An 18,554-nucleotide genomic window follows, 5' to 3' on the forward strand; every position below is an offset into this window, starting at 1 on the left:
ATGAGATGAGAATGGTCGATGTTATACACAACAAGCGTAATGGCCAAGCGTTAACAGATGAAGAAATTCAATTTTTTGTTGAAGGCTATACAAAAGGCGATATCCCGGATTATCAGGCGTCCGCTTTTATGATGGCGATCTATTTTCAAGGAATGAATCCGCGGGAAACGGCCGTTCTCACAAAAGCGATGGTGGATTCTGGTGAAACAATTGATCTGTCCGGCATTCAAGGGCATAAAGTAGACAAGCACTCAACAGGGGGAGTGGGTGATAAGGTAACATTTATTGTCGGCCCGCTTGTCGCTTCAGCCGGCGTGCCGGTCGCAAAAATGTCCGGCCGCGGCCTCGGTCATACCGGCGGGACGCTCGATAAGCTGGAAGCGATCGATGGGCTGCAAATCGAAATGTCGAAAGAGAAGTTTATTGACAATGTCAATAAATACAAGCTAGCGGTTGCAGGACAAACCGGCAATTTGGCGCCAGCCGATAAGAAATTGTACGCACTTCGGGATGTGACAGCAACAGTTGAGGCCATTCCGCTTATTGCGGGCTCAATTATGAGTAAAAAGCTTGCCTCCGGTGCGGACAGCATTGTACTTGATGTAAAAACCGGTTCAGGGGCGTTTATGAAAACGCTCGAAGATTCAGAAGCATTGGCAAAAGAGATGGTTGCGATTGGCAATAATCTAGGGCGTAAAACGGTGGCGATCATTAGTGACATGAACCAGCCGCTCGGATTTGAAGTAGGCAACGCCAATGAAATTAAAGAGGCCGTTGATATTTTGCAAGGAGCGAAAGTAGACGACTTGCGGGCTTTGTCACTTGAAATTGCTTCGCACATGACGGTTCTTGCCGGTGCATTTAGCGATTATGACGAAGCGCGGACCACACTTGAAGCCAACCTTGAAAACGGACAGGCGTTCGAAGCGTTCCGCCAGTTTATCATCGCGCAAGGCGGTGATATCAGCATGATTGATGACACAACGAAGCTTCCGCAGGCAAAATTCCATGTAGATGTTACAGCCGATGAAGAAGGGTTTGTAGCGGAAATTGATGCGGAATCCATCGGGACAGCTGCCATGTACTTAGGAGCAGGGCGCGCAACGAAAGAGGATGAGATTAATCACGCCGTCGGTATTACACTAAAGAAAAAAATCGGGGATACCGTTCAAAAAGGGGACGTGCTTGTGACTCTTCATGCAGATTCAGAATCAGCAGAAAACTCCATGGAAAAAGTAAAACAGGCGTACCGGTTTTCACCAGAAAAAGTAGACCGGCCAACACTCATTCATAAAGTAATTCGGGACTGACAATTGTCAGTCCTTTTTTTGTCGAAAAATAAGAGCTTTTTTCTAGTTTTGGCAACAAGAAGGAAAAAGGCTCTTAGAAAAAGAAATGAACGTATCAGCACATAAAGGAGGAATTACGATGGTAACCATGAAAGCAGAAGCACAAGGGAAAGTTCTTATCATCCGACTGACAGGGGAGCTTGATCATTATTATTCCGAGCAGGTAAAGGAATTTACAGAACAACAAATAGACGCGAATCAATCGCAGCACCTGATTTGGAACTTGTCGGGCCTTCCTTTCATGGATAGTTCGGGTCTCGGTGTTATTTTAGGCCGCTACCGGCAAGTAAATGAAATGGGCGGAAGTGTGACAGTCTGCGGGTTAAATACGCAAGTGAAACGGCTGTTTCAGCTTTCAGGATTGTTTAAAATTATGTATGTGGATCAAACTGAACAAGAAGCACTGGATCGATTGGGGGAATCGTCATGCAAAACGCTATGAACGTATCGTTTAATGCACTTGGCGAAAATGAAGCGTTTTCGCGTGTAGCGGTTGCGTCTTTTGCGGCAAAACTCAATCCGACAGTGGATGATTTAGCTGAATTAAAAACAGCTGTTTCAGAAGCTGTGACCAATGCAATTATTCATGGGTACGACAGCAACCCGGCTGGAATTGTTTATATTAGTGCAACGATTGAAGACGGGGAAATCGATGTAGTTGTGCGTGATGAAGGGCAGGGAATCGGCAATATCGAGCAAGCGAAAGAACCCCTCTTTACGACAAGGCCTGAAATGGAAAGAGCTGGTATGGGCTTTACGATTATGGAACACTTTACAGACCGGCTGGAAATCGAATCAAGTACCTCCTCCGGAACAGTCGTCCGGTTCAAAAAACGACTGGCTGGAAAGCGTGTTAACTGTGTTTAAAGGACAGGAAGTAATCCGATGAAACAGGCTGTGCAGCTGTCCGATGGTGAAGTGAAAGGGCTGATTGAAAAAAGTCAGGCCGGCGACGTCGAAGCGCGCAATAAGCTGGTAGAATGGAATACGCGTCTCGTCTGGTCGGTTGTGCATCGATTCTTAAACCGCGGCCATGAATCAGAAGATTTGTTTCAAATTGGCTGCATCGGCTTAATCAAGTGCATTGATAAGTTTGATCTCTCCTACAACGTGAAGTTCTCAACATACGCAGTTCCGATGATTATTGGCGAGATTCAGCGCTTTTTGCGTGATGACGGTGAAGTAAAGGTAAGCAGACGCTTAAAAGAAACGGCTGGAAAAATGAGGCGTGAACGAGAAGCGTTTATGGCAGAGACTGGGCGTCCGCCCACGGTTCAGGAACTAGCCGCGGAACTCGATATTTCGATGGAAGAAGCACTGATGGCGCAGGAATCTTCAAGGCGTCCGGCTTCGATTCATGAAACAGTCTATGAAAATGAAGGTGAACCGATCACGCTGCTTGACCAACTTGCAGCGCCAGAAGCAGAGTGGTTTGACTCACTGGTCGTTAAAGAAGCGGTTGAAAAGCTGCCTGAACGTGACCGGCTTATTGTATTTCTCCGGTTTTTTAAAGACTGTACCCAGGCGGAAACCGCAAACAGGCTGGGCATTTCTCAAGTGCAGGTATCAAGGCTTGAAAAGCAGATTATCAAAAGTCTGAGGGAGGATATGAATAAAAAATAGCAGCCACGGGGAAACTTCGTAAAAAGCGGAGGTGCTGCTATGGAGCAAATCGTATACATCAGTTTAAAGCGCCATGTTCGCCTTGACGAACGGCGCATTTCTTTTTTTGATGTGGCCGAAGCAGAGGTGGGTGAAGAAGCGCAGCCGATTTTAGAAAAGCTCGTTATTAAAACGGTTCAGCCATCAGCCGGCAACGTAGTCATCGTAACAGTTCTTGATGTGATTCATGCGTTAAAAACAGAGTTCCCGGATACACAAGTCGTCATTGCAGGCGAAACTGAATCTATTGTCAGCCTTCAGCCGGCAAATACGCCGGCTTCTTTTTGGAAAATAGCGCTTGTTTGGATTGTGTTATTTACGGGTGCTGCACTGACAATTATGAATTTTCATGAAGACGTATCGATGCAAAAAGTACATGTGCTAATATATGAAAAAATAACGGGTGTAAAAAACGAACAGCCGCTCTTGCTGCAAATCCCCTATTCGATCGGTCTCGGTCTTGGGATGATTTTATTTTTCAACCGGCTTTGGCAAAAGCGGTTGAATGAAGAGCCGGGTCCGCTTGACTTGGAAATGTTCAAATATGAAGAAGATATTAACGGTTATCTTGCCGCCAATGAAAAGGATCAGCCGTAAAATGACCATTGCCATCATCCTTTTTTTAGGTTTATCCGGTGGGTTGGCCACAGGTGCGGGATACGTTGCGTTTATTACAGTTCTTGGGGTTATTCCAAGGCTGATGTCGGCGACAAAAACAAAATCATCCATTCAATTGTATGAGCGGTCACTGGTCCTCGGTGTAGTAGCAGGGACACTTTTGCACATTTTTAATGTGCATCTACATTGGCCGGCTTTTACCACCGCGTTTATCGGTTTATTTAGCGGATTATTTATCGGTATGGCAGCAGCAGCATTAACAGAGGTATTAAATGTCTTTCCGATACTAGCTAGGAGAGCGGGTGTTTATGCCGAGATTAACGTTTTGATGATGGCTGTGGCACTTGGCAAAATGACCGGCTCACTCATTCAATGGATTGTATTTTCACCGATGTAAAAGGAGGCATTACAATGATCAGGCCTGAAAAAATTGATGCGTATTTAGCAAAAGAAGCAGGGCTTGGCAAAAGCTTTGATACAGGCGTAAGGCGGCTTACAGTGGCCGGGGAGCCGCTTCATCTTTATTTTATTAATGGGCTTTGTGATACTCGATTTATCATCGAGATTATCGAATCGCTCTTGTCACTTGAAAAAAAGCAAAATGAATCGTCCGCCGTTTTGGTCAAGGAGCATCTCGTTCATCAGGCGGTCGAAGAAGTTGATGACTTTTCTAAATTGCCGGTGGCACTTATGTCTGGACTGATTGTTATTGCGGTGCCGGACGCCTTATTTATAATAGATGTAAGAAGTTACCCGGGCCGGCAGCCGGCAGAACCGGACACGGAAAAAGTGGTCCGGGGCTCTCGTGATGGATTTGTTGAAAACATTATTGTGAATACGGCTCTTACGAGAAGAAGAATCCGGGACGGCCGGCTCCGGTTTGAAATGATGAAAGCAGGGAAAATTTCGAAAATGGATGTTGCTGTCGGTTACATGGACGGTGTTGCATCAAAGGATCTGGTTAATAAATTAAAAAAAGAAGTGGAGTCCATTGGAACAGTTGGTACGCCAATGGCAGACAAAACAATAGAAGAATTCTTAATTAAACAGCACTACAACCCATATCCGCTTGTCCGGTATACAGAACGCGCGGATATTGCCGCGGCCCATTTGATGGAGGGGCACGTACTTTTATATACGGATACTTCTCCTGCCGTCATGATTATGCCAGCTACTTATTTGCAGCATATGCAGCATGCAGAAGAGTATCGGCAGCTGCCTGCTGCGGGGACATTCATTCGGCTGCTTCGTTTTACAGGTTTGTGGATGTCACTATTTTTATTGCCGCTTTGGCTCCTGTTTTCAGAACATCCTGACATGCTTCCACAGGCGCTTTCTTTTATCGGTCCGAATGAAGAAACGAAGATTCCGCTTGCCGCTCAACTTTTTATTGCAGATATAGGGATTGAATGGCTCCGCGTTGCCTCAATTCATACCCCTCAGCCGCTTTCAACTGCAATGGGCCTCGTTGCTGCCATTTTGATTGGACAGATTGCCATTGATACAGGGCTTTTCGTACCGGAAGTCGTCCTGTACACAGCCATTGCATCTATTGGCACGTTTTCAACGCCGAGCTATGAGCTGGGGCTGGCGAATAAAATGACGCGTCTTTTTATGCTCGTGGCTGTCGCTTTCTTCGGTCCGGTTGGATTTGTCGTTTCCATGATGCTCGTTTTTTTATACCTTGTTCGCCTAAAGCCGTTCGGAGCCCCGTATTTATGGCCGCTTATTCCTTTTGACGCTGCTTCTCTTTGGGCGATTTTGATCAGACGACAGGCACCGGAACAGACGGGAATCCCGGAAATTAACCGGATGGATTCTCACTGACCGGTGATTTTTCATATATTGAGCAGGGGGTGAATGTATGATATAGTACTTTTATTCTCATGCCGGGCAAACGGCATAACGATAATAGAACGGGGCGATTATACATATGCATAGATATGGAACAGCGGCTGTAAATGACCGCGGACATTTGGAAATTGGCGGTGTTGATGTGGTGGAAGCAGCCGCTCAGTTTGGCACGCCGCTTTATTTATATGACGTTGCACTTATTCGCGAGCGTGCGAGAGGATTTAAACGGACGTTTGACAAATTGGGTGTAACCGCGCAAGTGGCGTATGCAAGCAAAGCATTTGCATCGGTCGCCATGATGCAGCTGGCGGAGCAGGAAGAGCTTTCTCTTGATGTTGTTTCAGGAGGTGAATTGTACACGGCCCAAAAAGCGGGCTTTCCGGCAGAGCGTATTCATTTTCATGGAAATAATAAAAGTCGTGAAGAGCTTGAAATGGCGTTTGATGCGGGCATAGGCTGCATTGTGGTCGACAATTTTCATGAACTGAACATGATCGGGGAGATCAGTGAAGCGCGCAATCAGGTGATGAACATTTTGCTGCGTATTACACCAGGGATTGAAGCACACACACATGATTATATTTTAACCGGCCAGGAAGATTCAAAATTCGGCTTTGATTTAAATAATGGCCAAGCGGAAGAAGCGTTAACCATTGCGCTTAAAAAGCCGTTTATTCATGTGCTGGGTCTTCACTGCCATATCGGGTCGCAAATTTTTGAAACGACCGGTTTTGTCCTTGCTGCCGAGAAAATTATCGGCAAATTGGCAGATTGGCACAATCGACTGTCGTTCGAATCAGAAGTGCTGAATTTGGGCGGCGGTTTTGGCATTCGTTACACAGCTGAAGATGATCCGCTTGAACCCGCTGCATACGTTGAAGAAATTATTCGCAAAGTACAAAATGAAACGAAAAAATGCGGGCTCACGATGCCGGAAATCTGGATTGAGCCTGGTCGATCTCTTGTTGGCGATGCCGGTATTACCATTTATGAAACGGGATCGGTAAAGGATGTGCCGAATGTGCGCAAATATTTGGCTGTTGATGGCGGCATGAGTGATAACATCCGTCCGGCTTTATATGAAGCGAAATACGAAGCAGTACTGGCGAATCGGATGAACGATCCGATTGAAGAAACTGTTTCGATAGCTGGAAAATGCTGTGAATCTGGAGACATGCTTATTTGGGATTTGCCGCTTCCAAAAGCGGAAACCGGTGATCTGCTTGCTATGTTTTGTACTGGAGCATACGGCTATTCAATGGCTAATAATTATAACCGAATTCCACGTCCGCCGGTTGTATTTGCTGAAAAAGGCGAAGTGAAGCTGGTTATTCGCCGCGAAACATTTGATGATTTAATAAAATTAGACTTGCCGCTTGGGCTGCCGCAAACAAACTGACCGAGGACATGTAAAATGAAAAACAATATTATTTTACTTGTTATATTAACAGTGATGGCATTTGGATGGGGACTATATTACTGGATTTTTATTGTAAATTAAAGGAATGTTCTTGCGATTGTGCTTCGGATTTAGTAAGATAAGAAACGTGGCGATATTAAGCAGGTAAATCCTGCTAATTGAAGAGGGATTTTATATGCTGATTCGATATAAAAAGGCGTTTAAGAAAATTGCGATGGGCTTACTTTCCTATATGCCTCGCGAGAAAGAGCTGCGCACACTGAAAGAAACAATTGAGTGTTACGAATCAGGTGATAACAGACAGTTGTTTCTTTGGAAAGTGGACGAGGATCTTGTCGGAGTTATTGGTGTCGCCGTCAGCGAAACGAAAGCTGAAATTTTGCATATTGCGGTCAATCCGTCTTTCCGCGATGAAGGAATTGGAACGGAAATGATTGTGGCTGTGACAAAATTATTTTCGGACCGGACCGTTGCCCCAAATGAGGCAACGAACCGATTTTTCGAAAAATGTATGAAAGAAAGCCGGTAAAGGACGATTACATCGTCATCTTACCGGCTTTTTTTAATGCGATCGCCGCTGCACGGGCTTCTAACACGTCAGTGCGGTCACGCAGCAAATGTTTATCTGTTAAAAATCGTTCATTCAACTCCGGATGAAAGGTCTTGGCAAAATGCCTGAACTCTTTTTCAAGCCGTTCATCTGTGATGGGAATAGCAATCGGCTTGAATGGAGCACCGTTTTTCATCTTATCAGCCGCTTGCCGGATGGAGAACAAAAATTGTTCCGGATCAATGCCAAGCTGGATCAGTGCCTGCTCATTACGGCTAAAGCAGCGCAATGTTTTTTGCGCCATGCGAAGCGCTCCGGCCGTATTTCCACGCCGGTAATGATATAAAAAAACAGCGGACTGAATGAAGCCGACCCAAATGGAATCACGGGCGCCGTCTGTTTCCTTCCAATGTTCTTCTAACAGCTCGTGACATTCAAAATAATCACAGTCAATATGAAAGTGTGCCAAAAAGGCAAGATAAGGCACTGGATACGAATACATTCATTTTCCCCCAGTCAAGTGGTCGGATTAGTTTTAAGAGTATCATGTTTTGGCCATATTCTCAACTATAAACGCTGAAAGAACACGTGAAATAGACTATACTTGATGGGATGCTAAAAATGTAATAAGTACAGGAGAGCGAATGATGGAATATAAAGTGAAAATTGATTCGTTTGAAGGACCGCTTGATTTGCTGCTTCATTTAATTCAGCAGCTTGAAATAGACATATACGATATTCCTGCAGCGGAAATTACGAATCAATACTTATCATATGTGAACACGATGCAGCAGCTTGAGCTTGATGTAGCGAGCGAATACCTCGTCATGGCTGCAACATTAATTGCGATGAAAAGCCGTTCGCTTTTGCCGGATCACTCGTCAGAAGAAGAGGACTATATGGACGAAGAAGATCCGAGAGATGAATTGGCCCGCCGATTAATAGAATATAAAAAATATAAAGAAGCAGCTGGCAGGCTGCATGAGTTAGAAGAAGAACGGACAAAGCTTTTTTCAAGGCCGCCTGCAGACCAGCTTTTTTCATCAAACGCAGAAGGACCGCTGAATGTGTCGATTTTCGATATGCTTGGTGCATTTCAAAAAATGACACGTCGTAAAAAATTGGCGGTGCCGCCAAAAGCGACCGTCCGGCGGGAAGAACTGTCGGTGGAAAAAAGAATGAAGATACTCAAAGAAAAATTATGGGCTTCTAAAGAGCCAATCCGGTTTGATGACTTGTTTGATTCAAATGAACGGAATGAACTCGTTGTCAGTTTTCTGGCTATTTTAGAATTAATGAAGCAAAACGAGATTGTGGTCTCGCAAAAAGGGAATTTTGCCGATCTATATGTGACGGCTGGAGGAAACGAAACATGAAAAATGAAAGCATTATTGAAAGCCTGCTTTTTGCAGCGGGAGACGAAGGACTGACTGCTGGCCAAATGGCGGCTGTTCTTAATATTCAAATAGACGAACTAACAAAGATTCTCCAGTCGATGGCGGACTCACTTATACAGGATGAAGTAAGAGGCATCATGATTACATCATTTGGAGATGAATACCGGATGATGACGAAAAAAGAAAATGCAGCATATATTCAGCAGCTCGCTGAAAAGCCATCACCAAAAACACTGTCCCAAGCCGCTTTAGAAACACTGGCAATCATTGCGTACAACCAGCCGGTTACACGTATTGAAGTAGAAGATATCCGCGGAGTCAAGACTGACAGGCCGATTGCGACACTGTGCGCGCGCGGACTCATTGAAGAAGCGGGCCGTGCAGATGCCCCAGGCCGGCCGATTTTATATGCCACAACGACTGAATTTCTGGATGCCTTTCAGTTGAAAAGCATTACCGATTTGCCGCCGTTGGAAGAAGGCGACATTCCTATGCCGCAAGAAGCGGATCTGTTTTTCGGCCGATTTGAAGAAGCGCTCGACGAATAGTCATGCTCGTCTTTCTTTTTTCATATAGTAGTGAAAAAGGAGAGGAGCGGGCCCATGAAGAAACGAAAGCTGTTCGCTTTCATGCTGCTCCTGGGGCTGGTCATGATGCCATCGGTCATAAGAGCGGAACTGTCTCTTTCAGCTCAAAATGCGGTATTAATGGATATGGAAAGCGGGCGGGTTTTGGTCCAAAAAGATGCACATGTACGTCGTCCGATCGCCAGCATTACAAAAATCATGACGGCGCTGCTTGCCGTTGAATCCGGCCAGCTCAAAGAAACAGTTTCAATTAGTGATCGTGCCCGTCAAGTAGAAGGCTCTAGTATTTATATGGAAAAAGGGGACAAGCTGACGCTTGAAGAGCTTGTTTATGGATTAATGCTTCGCTCAGGAAACGATGCGGCTACGGCAATTAGCGAATATGTTGGGGGGTCAACCGAGGAGTTCGTCGTTTTGATGAATGAAAAAGCAAAAAAACTCGGCATGCGCAACACGTCATTTATGAATCCGCATGGCCTCGATGACCCTGCCCATTATTCAACTGCCTACGATATGGCCCTTTTAACAGCAGCGGCGATGAAAAATGAAACATATAGAAAAATTGTTTCGACCAGCGTATATAAAACAAAAAGCAAGCCGGTTCGTGTATGGGAAAATAAGCATCGGCTCGTCCGGAACGGAGGCATCATCACGGGCGGAAAAACTGGTTTCACAAAAATATCGGGCCGTACGCTTGTGACAACGGCTAAAGAAAACAGTATGGGAGTAGTCGCAGTGACGTTGAATGCACCAAATGACTGGCTGGATCATACTTCTCTTTTTGACTATGCCTTTTCTTCTTATAAACAAACAGTCATCGTCGGAAAAACGCCGTTTTCAGTACCGGGGGAAGCCGAATCCTTTTATGCAAAAAAACAGGTCCGTTATCCGATGACCTCTGAGGAAAAAAAATCGGCTTATCTTCGGATTGTACTCAGTTCTAATAAAAAAGGAACGGCTGAATTGTGGATCGGAACAGAAAAAAAAGCGTCCACCCCCGTTTATCGAACGAAAAGCAGCCCGCCATCTTTTTGGACAAAAATCAAAAAGGAGCTGATCGTATGGTAAGCGCGGCGTTTGCTTTTTTAATGCTGAGCGGTTTTCTTTTTGCGGCTGTAAACGGAACGATGGCGGACGTCAACGAGGCTCTTTTTCAGTCAATGGGGCAGTCCATTGAATTGGCGCTTTCACTCGCGGGCATTCTCCTGTTTTGGACCGGTGTAATGAATACAGCGGAAAAGGCAGGAATGGTCAAAACACTGGCAAATACTGTTCAGCCGCTGCTTGGACGGCTTTTTCCAGAAATACCGGATGGACACCCGGTATTTGGCTATATTGCATCAAACATGGCGGCTAATTTTTTCGGACTTGGCAATGCGGCCACGCCAATCGGCCTGAAAACGATGCGGGAGCTGAAAAAGCTAAACGGGGATCAAGATACAGCGAGCCGCTCGATGGTGACCTTTCTCGCGCTGAATACAGCAGCGGTCACACTGATTCCGACAACCGTCATTGCGATTAGTTTAAAGCATGGGGCATCAAACCCGACAGATATTATTTTGCCGGCGCTATTTGCGACAGTTATGTCTTTCTGTTTTGCCATTCTTCTTGACCGCTATTACGCGCATAAAAGGAGACGGTAATGGCAGTCTGGCTTATGCCGGTTATCATTGCTGCTGTTATCGGAATTGGGCTTTACAAAAAAGTGAACATCTATGAAACGCTGACAGATGGAGCGAAAGAAGGTATGTACACGTGGATCGCAATCGTGCCGCACCTTGTCATCATGATGGCAGCGGTCGCTGTCTTTCGTGCATCAGGGGCTGCTGGAGAGCTTGCATCATGGATGGCACCATTCCTGTCACTGTTTGGTATTCCAGCGGAGGTGGTGCCGCTTGCGTTAATCCGGCCGATTTCCGGATCAGCGACGCTGGCGATGCTGGATCAATTAATGCAAGAGCACGGCGCAGATTCGTATATTGCGAAACTTGCCGCTATTATGCAGGGCAGTACAGATACGACGCTTTATGTTCTCGCTGTTTACTTTGGCGCAGCCGGCATTAAAAAAACCGGAGATGCACTGAAGATCGGCTTGATGGCTGATGCAGCGGCATTTCTCTTTTCCATCATCGCAGCATCCTGGCTTTTATAGCCAGGTTTTTTTATGCTTGTCCAGCTTCAGGCGGCTGTGGGACGCTTATTAAGTTTTCTTTTCCTTTTTCGATATTTGTGCCATAATGCTTAATGGACGAAAAGACAACTATAGAGGTGAAATAGATGGAACGATTGCAAAAAGTGATCGCGCAGGCGGGAATCGCGTCGCGCAGAAAAGCAGAACAGCTTATTGAGGAAGGAAAAGTCACTGTTAATGGCAAGAGAATTACGGAACTAGGAACGAAAGTAGGGTTAAATGATGATGTTCGGGTAGAAGGGGTGCCGCTTGAACGGGAACGGAAAGTGTATTATTTGTTTTACAAGCCGCGTGGGGTCATTTCAGCTGTAACCGATGATAAAGGAAGAAAAACAGTCGTTGACTTTTTCCCGGAAGTGCAAGAGCGTATTTTTCCGGTCGGACGGCTTGATTATGATACATCAGGTCTTCTTCTGTTAACAAATGACGGTGAATTTGCCAACTTAATGACGCACCCGCGCTATGGAATGGAGAAAACGTATATTGCCAAAACAGAAGGCATCGTGCAGCGTCATTTGCTAAAACGGCTTATGTCCGGATTGAAGCTTGAGGACGGCATGACTGCTCCGGCTAAAGTAAAAGAACTGTCGATTGATCGAAGTAAAAATCGTTCGCTGCTTGAAATTACGATTCACGAAGGACGCAACAGGCAAGTGCGCCGTATGTTTGAAGCAATCGGACATCCGGTGCAAAAGCTGCGCCGCGACCGGTTTGCCCATTTAACGCTGCACGGCTTAAACGCAGGCGATTATCGTGAATTGACAGCGCATGAAATTAAGCAGCTGCGTACGTTCGCGGAAACAGGTGCTCTCCGCTAAGTCATAAAACTGTCACATTAAAGACGGGGGCGGTTTTCTTTAAAAGTGAGAAGTAATGATATAATGTACGTAGTTTTTACACATGCCTGTGTGATTTGTGCGGGCTTGGAGGCTGACAGATGGACAAAAAGAAAAAACGGCTTTATATGCGGACAGCTATTTTGGCAGTGCTGGCCGGACTTGTTGTTTATGCCCTGTATACGAATGTAACAAAAGAATCCCGCGGCAATTTAGCGGCGGGGGAAAAAGCCCCTGATTTCGTGCTGACTGATTTAAATGGTGAAACACATCAGCTTTCCGACTACGAAGGAAAAGGTGTCTTTTTAAATTTCTGGGGCACATGGTGTGAACCGTGCAAAGAAGAAATGCCGCATATGGAAAAGCTGGCAAAAGAGTATGAAGGCCAGGTGGAAATTTTGGCCGTTAATGTAGGTGAGTCAAATTTTCAAGTGAATAATTTTGCAAAACAGTACGGCCTGACGTTCCCGATTGCCATTGATTCGGGAAAAGAAGTGATGGATACGTACGGGGTTGATCCGCTTCCGACAACCTTTATGATTAAGCCGGATGGGACCATTGATCAAATTGTGATCGGCGGCTTAATTCAAGAAGAGCAGGTCCGAGCGTTGTTCGAACGGGTAAAACCATCATCGTAAAGGGAGTTTTCGTATGGGGAAAGTGAAGTGCGAATGCGGCCATGTAAATCCGAACGGCACGATTTTATGTGAATCGTGCGGGCGGGCGCTGACGGAAAAAGCAAAACAAGAGAAGCTCGTCGATATGCGCTATGAAGGAAGTGCGCGCCGCTCGCAAACGTACAACAAAACGATCATTGATAAAGTATGGAATTTCTTTTCATCGGTGAAAGTAGGCATTTGGATTATTGTTCTTTTGCTCGTTGCCGCATCATTCGGTACGATTTTGCCGCAAGAATTTTACATTCCATCCAATATGCCGGCTGAAACGTATTACGAAGATGTATACGGCGTATTCGGTAAAATCTATTACATGATCGGCTTTCATGACTTGTATAACTCGATCTGGTTCAGCGCGCTGATTGCGGCACTTGGTGTGTCGCTCGTGATCGCAAGCCTAGACCGGGTTATTCCATTGTACCGCGCGCTGAAAAACCAGCGTGTCGACCGGCATGAAACGTTTATGAAGAAGCAGCGGCTTTTTGCGGAGCAGGAAGGTGTATTGCAGCGGGGAGAAATGGAAAAAGTACGGACAGAACTAATGAAAAAAAGATATAAAATCCGTGAAGAAAATGGCTCGCTTTTGGCGGAAAAAAACCGTTTTTCAAGATGGGGCCCGTATGTAAATCACGTCGGATTAATTATCTTTTTGTTTGGGGCGCTGCTTCGTTCTGTTCCAGGCATGTACATAGATGAGCTGCTTTGGATTCGCGAAGGAGAAACGCTTCAAGTGCCGGGTACAGACGGCGCATATTACGTGAAAAACAATGGGTTCACTTTAGAGAATTATGAAGAAGGCGAAGATCCAGAAGTATTTGACGAAGCGATTGACCGGGTGGGAACGGTGGCTAAAAACTACCAGACCGATGCGGTATTGTATCGGGATGCAAACAATGAACTTCCTGGTGCTGATCCGGAACTGACAGAAGTACAGACGGAGTCGATTCAGGTAAACCAGCCGATGAAATTTGACAGCTTTGCGGTTTACCAGACAAGCTTCCGCCAGGATGAAATGAAAGCGATGCATTTTGCGCTGACAAATAAAGAAACAGGTGAAGAGTTTGGTGGAATTGTGGTCGATTTATTTGACCAACAGGAGTCCTATGATCTTGGCAGCGGCTACAAAGTAGAGCTTCGTGGCTATTATCCGGATTTTGACGGGTTTAGCGAATCAGGCGAACCGACATCAAAATCACCACTGCCAAACAACCCGGCGTTTCTCTTTAATATGATCACGCCGGAAACACCGGACGGGGAAGTGAGCTTCGCCCAAATTCGCAACACGATGGAACCGCTTGGTGAAAACGAATATAAAATGGCGTTTAAAAACTTGGAAACCCGTGATGTATCCGCCTTAACAATCCGGAAAGATTTAACGCTTCCAATTTTAGCGCTCGGCGGCATTATTTTTATGATTGGCGTTATTCAAGGGGCATACTGGAATCACCGGCGTCTTTGGATTCGGGAAAAAGAAGGGCATATTTACGTGGCCGGTCATACAAACAAAAACTGGCACGGCTTAAAACGGGAAATTCACTCTGTTCTGAACGGCACGGCAATTCCGGAGCCAGAGGACAGACAAAAGGATTAAGGGGGCACATGCTCAATGTCAGATTTAGCAGGCGTTAGCAGTACGCTGCTCTATGCAGCTTTTCTTTTATATTTAGTGGCAACGTTCCTTTTTGGCGGTTCCATCCGCCAAAAAGGGCTGCGTGATGGGGAAGGGCTGAACCGCTGGGGCAGGCTCGGCATTACCGTGACCATTGTTGGATTTGCGGCGCAGCTTGGCTACTTTTTTACACGCTGGGCGGCAGCGGGCCATGCACCGGTCAGTAACTTGTTTGAATTTACAACCTTTTTTGGCATGATGATTGTCGGCGCGTTTATTTTAATTTTCTTTATTTATAAAACGGTGGTGCTCGGTTTGTTTGCTTTGCCGATCGCGATTATTATTATTGCGTATGCGAGCATGTTTCCTAGTGAAATCAGTCCGCTTATTCCGGCTCTTCAAAGTGACTGGCTGCACATTCATGTGACGACAGCGGCAGCCGGACAGGGGATATTAGCGATTAGTTTTATTGCCGGCATCATTTATTTAGTCAAAAATATTGATCAATCGGTCAGTACGAAAAAAACAAAATGGCTTGAAGCGGTTATGTTTTTTATTGTATCAGTTGTTGCATTTATTTTGATTACGAGTGGTTTTGCGCTGGCGGACTATAAAGCTGAGTTTGAGTACGTCAATAAAGAAGATGTAGCTGCACAGCAGGAATTCACATTACCGGCACTTGTAGGGCCGAACGAAGGTACACTTTTGACGGAAGGTAAAATGGAGCCGCTTGCTGATATGCCTGCATTTATTAATGCGAAAAAGCTGAATACCGTATTGTGGTCACTTGCCGGCGGCGTGATTTTATACGGACTGATTCGATTAGTTACGAGAAAACGAGTCGCAGCGCTGTTACAGCCGCTCGTTCAGAATGTCAGCTCGGACCTTCTTGATGAAATCAGCTATCGCTCTGTGTTAATCGGTTTTCCAGTCTTTACGCTTGGAGCGCTTATTTTCGCTATGATTTGGGCGCAGATCGCGTGGACACGCTTCTGGGGCTGGGACCCGAAAGAAGTATGGGCGCTCATTACGTTTTTGTTTTACGCAGCCTTTTTGCATTTGCGCCTGTCAAAAGGATGGCACGGTGAAAGATCTGCCTGGCTGGCTGTTATAGGGTTCGGTATTATTATGTTCAACCTTGTTGCGGTTAACCTTGTTATTGCAGGTTTACATTCATACGCATAAGAAATTAACTCCCCGTCTTTGGCGGGGGGGCTTTTTTTGTATTATAATAGTACATATTGTCGTATTGGGAGGGAATGTTTTTGGAAAAAGAATTGAGCATTTTAGTGGTTGATGATGAAGAACGTATTCGCCGGTTGTTGCGGATGTACCTTGAACGTGAGAATTATGTGATTGACGAGGCCGCGGATGGTGAAGAAGCCCTTGAAAAAGCACTCGAAAATGAATATGACTGTATTTTGCTCGATTTAATGATGCCGGGCAAAGATGGCATTGAAGTATGCCGGGAGCTTCGGGTAACGAAAGCGACACCGGTCATTATGCTGACGGCAAAAGGCGAAGAAGCAAACCGGGTACAGGGCTTTGAAGTCGGCACCGATGATTATATCGTCAAGCCGTTTAGTCCGCGAGAAGTCGTGCTGCGGGTTAAAGCGCTTTTAAGGCGATCTTCGCCGACAACGTATTTACATACGGATACAAAGTCAAAAGATTTAATTGTGTACAATCATTTGACGATCGATAATGATGCTCATCGGGTAACGGCAGATGGGGAAGAAGTTAATTTGACACCGAAAGAATATGAGCTTCTTTATTTTCTTGCGAAAGCGCCGGACAAAGTGTTTGACCGGGAGCATTTGCTGAAAGAAGTGTGGCATTATGAATTTTTCGGTGATTTGAGAACCGTTGACACGCATGTGAAGCGGCTGCGGGAAAAACTGAACAAAGTGTCTGAGGAAGCAGCGAAAATGATTGTAACGGTTTGGGGTGTCGGCTACAAGTTTGAGGTCGGGAATGAATGAAAATATGGAGAAGTGTTGTCGGGAAGCTATGGATTACAATCCTGCTTCTCGTTTCCTTTGTGCTGGCCTTTTTAACGATATTATTATTGGAGTTTTTCGAGAACTACCACATTTTACAAGTGGAACAGCAGCTTGAAAATACAGCCGAAAAAATTGCTGCGGTCATTGAAGACCATGAAAATGAACAAACAGGACTTGAAGTTGCCTGGGAGCTGGTGGACGACCCGGCGCACATTTTGATCGCTGAAAATGAGCAGGTGTTTCATTTTTCTCCTTTGGAAACAAATGATTCCAAAATTATCCAAGAAACCATTACAACTGATCCGAAGCTGTCCGCTGTTTTTGACAATCAAAAGAAAGTAGAAGCAGAGATCAATATAGGGAGCGAAACAGATACAGACAGCCGGTATGAAAATTCGTTTATTGTCGGAGTTCCGTTTCAGTTAAACAACGGCGAGAATGGCGCTGTCTTTATTTATCAGTCACTTGAAGTCATGAAAGAAACAACGGAGCAGACAACGAAACTGATCTTAATTGCTGCCGGAATTGCCATTATTTTAACGACGATTTTTGCGTTTTTCCTTTCAACGCGTGTAACAGCACCGCTCCGTAAAATGCGGGAAGCCGCCACCGAATTATCGCAAGGGAACTTTGATACGAAAGTGCCGATTTTAACCCATGATGAGATTGGTGCGCTGGCGACATCATTCAACCGGATGGCGTACCAGCTAAAAGGGAATATTCATGCACTGAATCAGGAAAAAGAACAGCTGTCTAGCATTTTAAGCTCAATGGCAGATGGAGTCATTACGCTGGACCAGGATGGGGATGTTTTGATTACAAATCCGCCGGCGCGGCAATTTTTACATGACTGGAATTTCGAAAAAAAGACGAACGGTGCGAAAAAAGAAACGCCGACGCTTTTGCAGGATTTGTTTAAAGAAGCGGTCAAAACGGAAACAGAGCAAGAAGGCGAATTGACGATGCAGGGGCGTTCATACGTCATCATTGTCAGCCCGCTTTATAACGCAGATTCTGTCCGGGGTGCGGTCACCGTTGTCCGTGACATGACGGAAGAGCGGAGGCTTGATAAATTGCGGGAAGACTTCATCGCCAATGTCTCACATGAACTGCGGACACCTATTTCGATGATGCAGGGCTACAGTGAAGCGATTGTGGACGACATCGCGGCAACGGAGGAAGAAAAGCGTGAAATCGCACAGATTATCCATGAAGAGTCGTTACGAATGGGCCGTCTTGTTAATGAATTACTTGACCTTGCCCGGATACAGGCTGGCCATATTACATTAAACAAAGCGGATACGGCCCTTGATCCATTTTTACAGCGTGTGACCAATAAATTTCAAGGGCTTGCCAAAGAAAAAAACATTTTTCTTTCCGCAGAAATGGACCATAGTGAAACGGTTGCAGCCATCGATGAAGACCGAATTGAACAAGTGCTGACGAATTTGATTGATAATGCACTCCGCCATACACCGGAAAATGGGCATGTGACAGTTGTTCATGAAGTGAAAGATGATTTTCATCTAATTCAGGTTGAAGATTCAGGAGCGGGCATTCCGGAAGATGACTTGCCATTTGTCTTTGAACGATTTTATAAAGCGGATAAAGCAAGGACACGAGGAAGGGCTGGAACAGGGCTCGGTTTGTCCATTGCTAAAAATATTGTTCATGCACACGGCGGAACAATTAAAGTACAAAGCCGATTAGGGCACGGCACGGTCTTTTTCTTTACGCTGCCAAGGCGGCAGGCTTGACAATTTTATTTCGCCTTTGAGATAATAAAAGTCAAATTAAATCA

At 45.4% G+C, this 18,554-nt stretch carries 21 protein-coding genes; 20 read left to right on the plus strand and 1 reads right to left on the minus strand.

Annotated features, from left to right (window positions below; genetic code table 11):
* Positions 1–5: 5 nt before the first annotated feature.
* The 9 genes from VQ00_RS12455 (at position 6) to VQ00_RS12495 (ending at position 7,432) form a co-directional block, all read left to right on the plus strand.
* Positions 6–1,310: a pyrimidine-nucleoside phosphorylase gene (locus VQ00_RS12455; protein WP_046180456.1), complete on the plus strand. Its 1,305-nt coding sequence runs from the start codon at positions 6–8 to the stop codon at positions 1,308–1,310.
* Between the two features lie 118 nt (positions 1,311–1,428).
* A complete protein-coding gene (gene spoIIAA, locus VQ00_RS12460) occupies positions 1,429–1,791 on the plus strand; it encodes an anti-sigma F factor antagonist (RefSeq protein WP_046180457.1) in 363 nt (120 codons plus the stop codon).
* Positions 1,776–2,216 (plus strand): anti-sigma F factor, encoded by a 441-nt coding sequence (gene spoIIAB, locus VQ00_RS12465; protein ID WP_046180458.1) that lies wholly within the window; start codon positions 1,776–1,778, stop codon positions 2,214–2,216. The genes spoIIAA and spoIIAB overlap by 16 nt, the downstream gene beginning before the upstream one ends.
* An 18-nt stretch (positions 2,217–2,234) precedes the next feature.
* A complete protein-coding gene (sigF, locus tag VQ00_RS12470) occupies positions 2,235–2,972 on the plus strand; it encodes an RNA polymerase sporulation sigma factor SigF (RefSeq protein ID WP_046180459.1) in 738 nt (245 codons plus the stop codon).
* 39 nt (positions 2,973–3,011) lie between these two features.
* Positions 3,012–3,608: a stage V sporulation protein AA gene (locus VQ00_RS19390; RefSeq protein ID WP_046180460.1), complete on the plus strand. Its 597-nt coding sequence runs from the start codon at positions 3,012–3,014 to the stop codon at positions 3,606–3,608.
* Position 3,609: 1 nt separating this feature from the next.
* A complete protein-coding gene (locus VQ00_RS12480; protein ID WP_046180461.1) occupies positions 3,610–4,026 on the plus strand; it encodes a stage V sporulation protein AB in 417 nt (138 codons plus the stop codon).
* A 14-nt stretch (positions 4,027–4,040) separates the two neighbouring features.
* Entirely contained in the window at positions 4,041–5,456 is a 1,416-nt protein-coding gene (locus tag VQ00_RS12485) for a spore germination protein (RefSeq protein ID WP_052728527.1), read from the plus strand.
* A gap of 106 nt (positions 5,457–5,562) precedes the next feature.
* On the plus strand, positions 5,563–6,882 hold the full coding sequence (gene lysA, locus VQ00_RS12490; RefSeq protein ID WP_046180463.1) for a diaminopimelate decarboxylase: 1,320 nt from the start codon (positions 5,563–5,565) through the stop codon (positions 6,880–6,882).
* Positions 6,883–7,078: 196 nt separating this feature from the next.
* Positions 7,079–7,432 (plus strand): GNAT family N-acetyltransferase, encoded by a 354-nt coding sequence (locus tag VQ00_RS12495; RefSeq protein ID WP_046180464.1) that lies wholly within the window; start codon positions 7,079–7,081, stop codon positions 7,430–7,432.
* Between the two features lie 7 nt (positions 7,433–7,439).
* On the opposite strand, the gene VQ00_RS12500 is transcribed toward VQ00_RS12495, so the two are convergent.
* Entirely contained in the window at positions 7,440–7,955 is a 516-nt protein-coding gene (locus VQ00_RS12500) for a DUF309 domain-containing protein (RefSeq protein ID WP_046180465.1), read from the minus strand.
* A gap of 142 nt (positions 7,956–8,097) precedes the next feature.
* Between VQ00_RS12500 and VQ00_RS12505 the strand changes: the two genes are divergently transcribed.
* The 11 genes from VQ00_RS12505 to VQ00_RS12555 all read left to right on the plus strand — a co-directional run bounded on the left by VQ00_RS12505 (position 8,098) and on the right by VQ00_RS12555 (position 18,510).
* Positions 8,098–8,829, plus strand: coding sequence for a segregation/condensation protein A (locus VQ00_RS12505; RefSeq protein WP_046180466.1), 732 nt, complete (start codon positions 8,098–8,100; stop codon positions 8,827–8,829).
* A complete protein-coding gene (scpB, locus tag VQ00_RS12510) occupies positions 8,826–9,398 on the plus strand; it encodes an SMC-Scp complex subunit ScpB (RefSeq protein WP_046180467.1) in 573 nt (190 codons plus the stop codon). The genes VQ00_RS12505 and scpB overlap by 4 nt, the downstream gene beginning before the upstream one ends.
* A 54-nt stretch (positions 9,399–9,452) precedes the next feature.
* Positions 9,453–10,505 carry a D-alanyl-D-alanine carboxypeptidase family protein gene (locus VQ00_RS12515; RefSeq protein WP_046180468.1) on the plus strand — a complete coding sequence of 351 codons (1,053 nt, stop codon included), beginning with the start codon at positions 9,453–9,455 and terminating at the stop codon, positions 10,503–10,505.
* Positions 10,499–11,080, plus strand: coding sequence for a nucleoside recognition domain-containing protein (locus tag VQ00_RS12520; protein ID WP_046180469.1), 582 nt, complete (start codon positions 10,499–10,501; stop codon positions 11,078–11,080). The genes VQ00_RS12515 and VQ00_RS12520 overlap by 7 nt, the downstream gene beginning before the upstream one ends.
* The gene (locus VQ00_RS12525; RefSeq protein WP_046180470.1) at positions 11,080–11,589 is read left to right on the plus strand and encodes a spore maturation protein; all 510 of its coding nucleotides are present in this window, start codon (positions 11,080–11,082) and stop codon (positions 11,587–11,589) included. Before VQ00_RS12520 ends, VQ00_RS12525 begins: the two co-directional genes overlap by 1 nt.
* 125 nt (positions 11,590–11,714) lie before the next feature.
* Positions 11,715–12,446, plus strand: coding sequence for a pseudouridine synthase (locus tag VQ00_RS12530; RefSeq protein WP_046180471.1), 732 nt, complete (start codon positions 11,715–11,717; stop codon positions 12,444–12,446).
* A gap of 119 nt (positions 12,447–12,565) precedes the next feature.
* Positions 12,566–13,102, plus strand: a complete 537-nt coding sequence (resA, locus tag VQ00_RS12535) for a thiol-disulfide oxidoreductase ResA (RefSeq protein ID WP_046180472.1) — start codon at positions 12,566–12,568, stop codon at positions 13,100–13,102.
* 13 nt (positions 13,103–13,115) lie between these two features.
* Positions 13,116–14,732 carry a cytochrome c biogenesis protein ResB gene (resB, locus tag VQ00_RS12540; protein WP_046180473.1) on the plus strand — a complete coding sequence of 539 codons (1,617 nt, stop codon included), beginning with the start codon at positions 13,116–13,118 and terminating at the stop codon, positions 14,730–14,732.
* Between the two features lie 15 nt (positions 14,733–14,747).
* Positions 14,748–15,935 (plus strand): c-type cytochrome biogenesis protein CcsB, encoded by a 1,188-nt coding sequence (gene ccsB, locus VQ00_RS12545; protein WP_046180474.1) that lies wholly within the window; start codon positions 14,748–14,750, stop codon positions 15,933–15,935.
* Positions 15,936–16,015: 80 nt separating this feature from the next.
* Positions 16,016–16,732: a response regulator transcription factor gene (locus VQ00_RS12550; protein ID WP_046180475.1), complete on the plus strand. Its 717-nt coding sequence runs from the start codon at positions 16,016–16,018 to the stop codon at positions 16,730–16,732.
* Complete coding sequence (locus VQ00_RS12555) at positions 16,729–18,510, plus strand: ATP-binding protein (protein WP_046180476.1); 1,782 nt, start codon at positions 16,729–16,731, stop codon at positions 18,508–18,510. The genes VQ00_RS12550 and VQ00_RS12555 overlap by 4 nt, the downstream gene beginning before the upstream one ends.
* The last annotated feature ends 44 nt before the right edge of the window (positions 18,511–18,554 follow it).

Source organism: Domibacillus tundrae, assembly GCF_000970675.1.
Classification (GTDB): Bacteria; Bacillota; Bacilli; order Bacillales; family Domibacillaceae; genus Domibacillus; species Domibacillus tundrae.

Bases quoted from the DNA above. Each gene is read 5' to 3' on its own strand.
- VQ00_RS12455 (WP_046180456.1), top strand. From the start codon at position 6: ATGAGAATGGTCGATGTTATACACAACAAGCGTAATGGCCAAGCGTTA.
- spoIIAA (WP_046180457.1), top strand. From the start codon at position 1,429: ATGGTAACCATGAAAGCAGAAGCACAAGGGAAAGTTCTTATCATCCGA.
- spoIIAB (WP_046180458.1), top strand. From the start codon at position 1,776: ATGCAAAACGCTATGAACGTATCGTTTAATGCACTTGGCGAAAATGAA.
- sigF (WP_046180459.1), top strand. From the start codon at position 2,235: ATGAAACAGGCTGTGCAGCTGTCCGATGGTGAAGTGAAAGGGCTGATT.
- VQ00_RS19390 (WP_046180460.1), top strand. From the start codon at position 3,012: ATGGAGCAAATCGTATACATCAGTTTAAAGCGCCATGTTCGCCTTGAC.
- VQ00_RS12480 (WP_046180461.1), top strand. From the start codon at position 3,610: ATGACCATTGCCATCATCCTTTTTTTAGGTTTATCCGGTGGGTTGGCC.
- VQ00_RS12485 (WP_052728527.1), top strand. From the start codon at position 4,041: ATGATCAGGCCTGAAAAAATTGATGCGTATTTAGCAAAAGAAGCAGGG.
- lysA (WP_046180463.1), top strand. From the start codon at position 5,563: ATGCATAGATATGGAACAGCGGCTGTAAATGACCGCGGACATTTGGAA.
- VQ00_RS12495 (WP_046180464.1), top strand. From the start codon at position 7,079: ATGCTGATTCGATATAAAAAGGCGTTTAAGAAAATTGCGATGGGCTTA.
- VQ00_RS12500 (WP_046180465.1), bottom strand. From the start codon at position 7,955: ATGTATTCGTATCCAGTGCCTTATCTTGCCTTTTTGGCACACTTTCAT.
- VQ00_RS12505 (WP_046180466.1), top strand. From the start codon at position 8,098: ATGATGGAATATAAAGTGAAAATTGATTCGTTTGAAGGACCGCTTGAT.
- scpB (WP_046180467.1), top strand. From the start codon at position 8,826: ATGAAAAATGAAAGCATTATTGAAAGCCTGCTTTTTGCAGCGGGAGAC.
- VQ00_RS12515 (WP_046180468.1), top strand. From the start codon at position 9,453: ATGAAGAAACGAAAGCTGTTCGCTTTCATGCTGCTCCTGGGGCTGGTC.
- VQ00_RS12520 (WP_046180469.1), top strand. From the start codon at position 10,499: ATGGTAAGCGCGGCGTTTGCTTTTTTAATGCTGAGCGGTTTTCTTTTT.
- VQ00_RS12525 (WP_046180470.1), top strand. From the start codon at position 11,080: ATGGCAGTCTGGCTTATGCCGGTTATCATTGCTGCTGTTATCGGAATT.
- VQ00_RS12530 (WP_046180471.1), top strand. From the start codon at position 11,715: ATGGAACGATTGCAAAAAGTGATCGCGCAGGCGGGAATCGCGTCGCGC.
- resA (WP_046180472.1), top strand. From the start codon at position 12,566: ATGGACAAAAAGAAAAAACGGCTTTATATGCGGACAGCTATTTTGGCA.
- resB (WP_046180473.1), top strand. From the start codon at position 13,116: ATGGGGAAAGTGAAGTGCGAATGCGGCCATGTAAATCCGAACGGCACG.
- ccsB (WP_046180474.1), top strand. From the start codon at position 14,748: ATGTCAGATTTAGCAGGCGTTAGCAGTACGCTGCTCTATGCAGCTTTT.
- VQ00_RS12555 (WP_046180476.1), top strand. From the start codon at position 16,729: ATGAAAATATGGAGAAGTGTTGTCGGGAAGCTATGGATTACAATCCTG.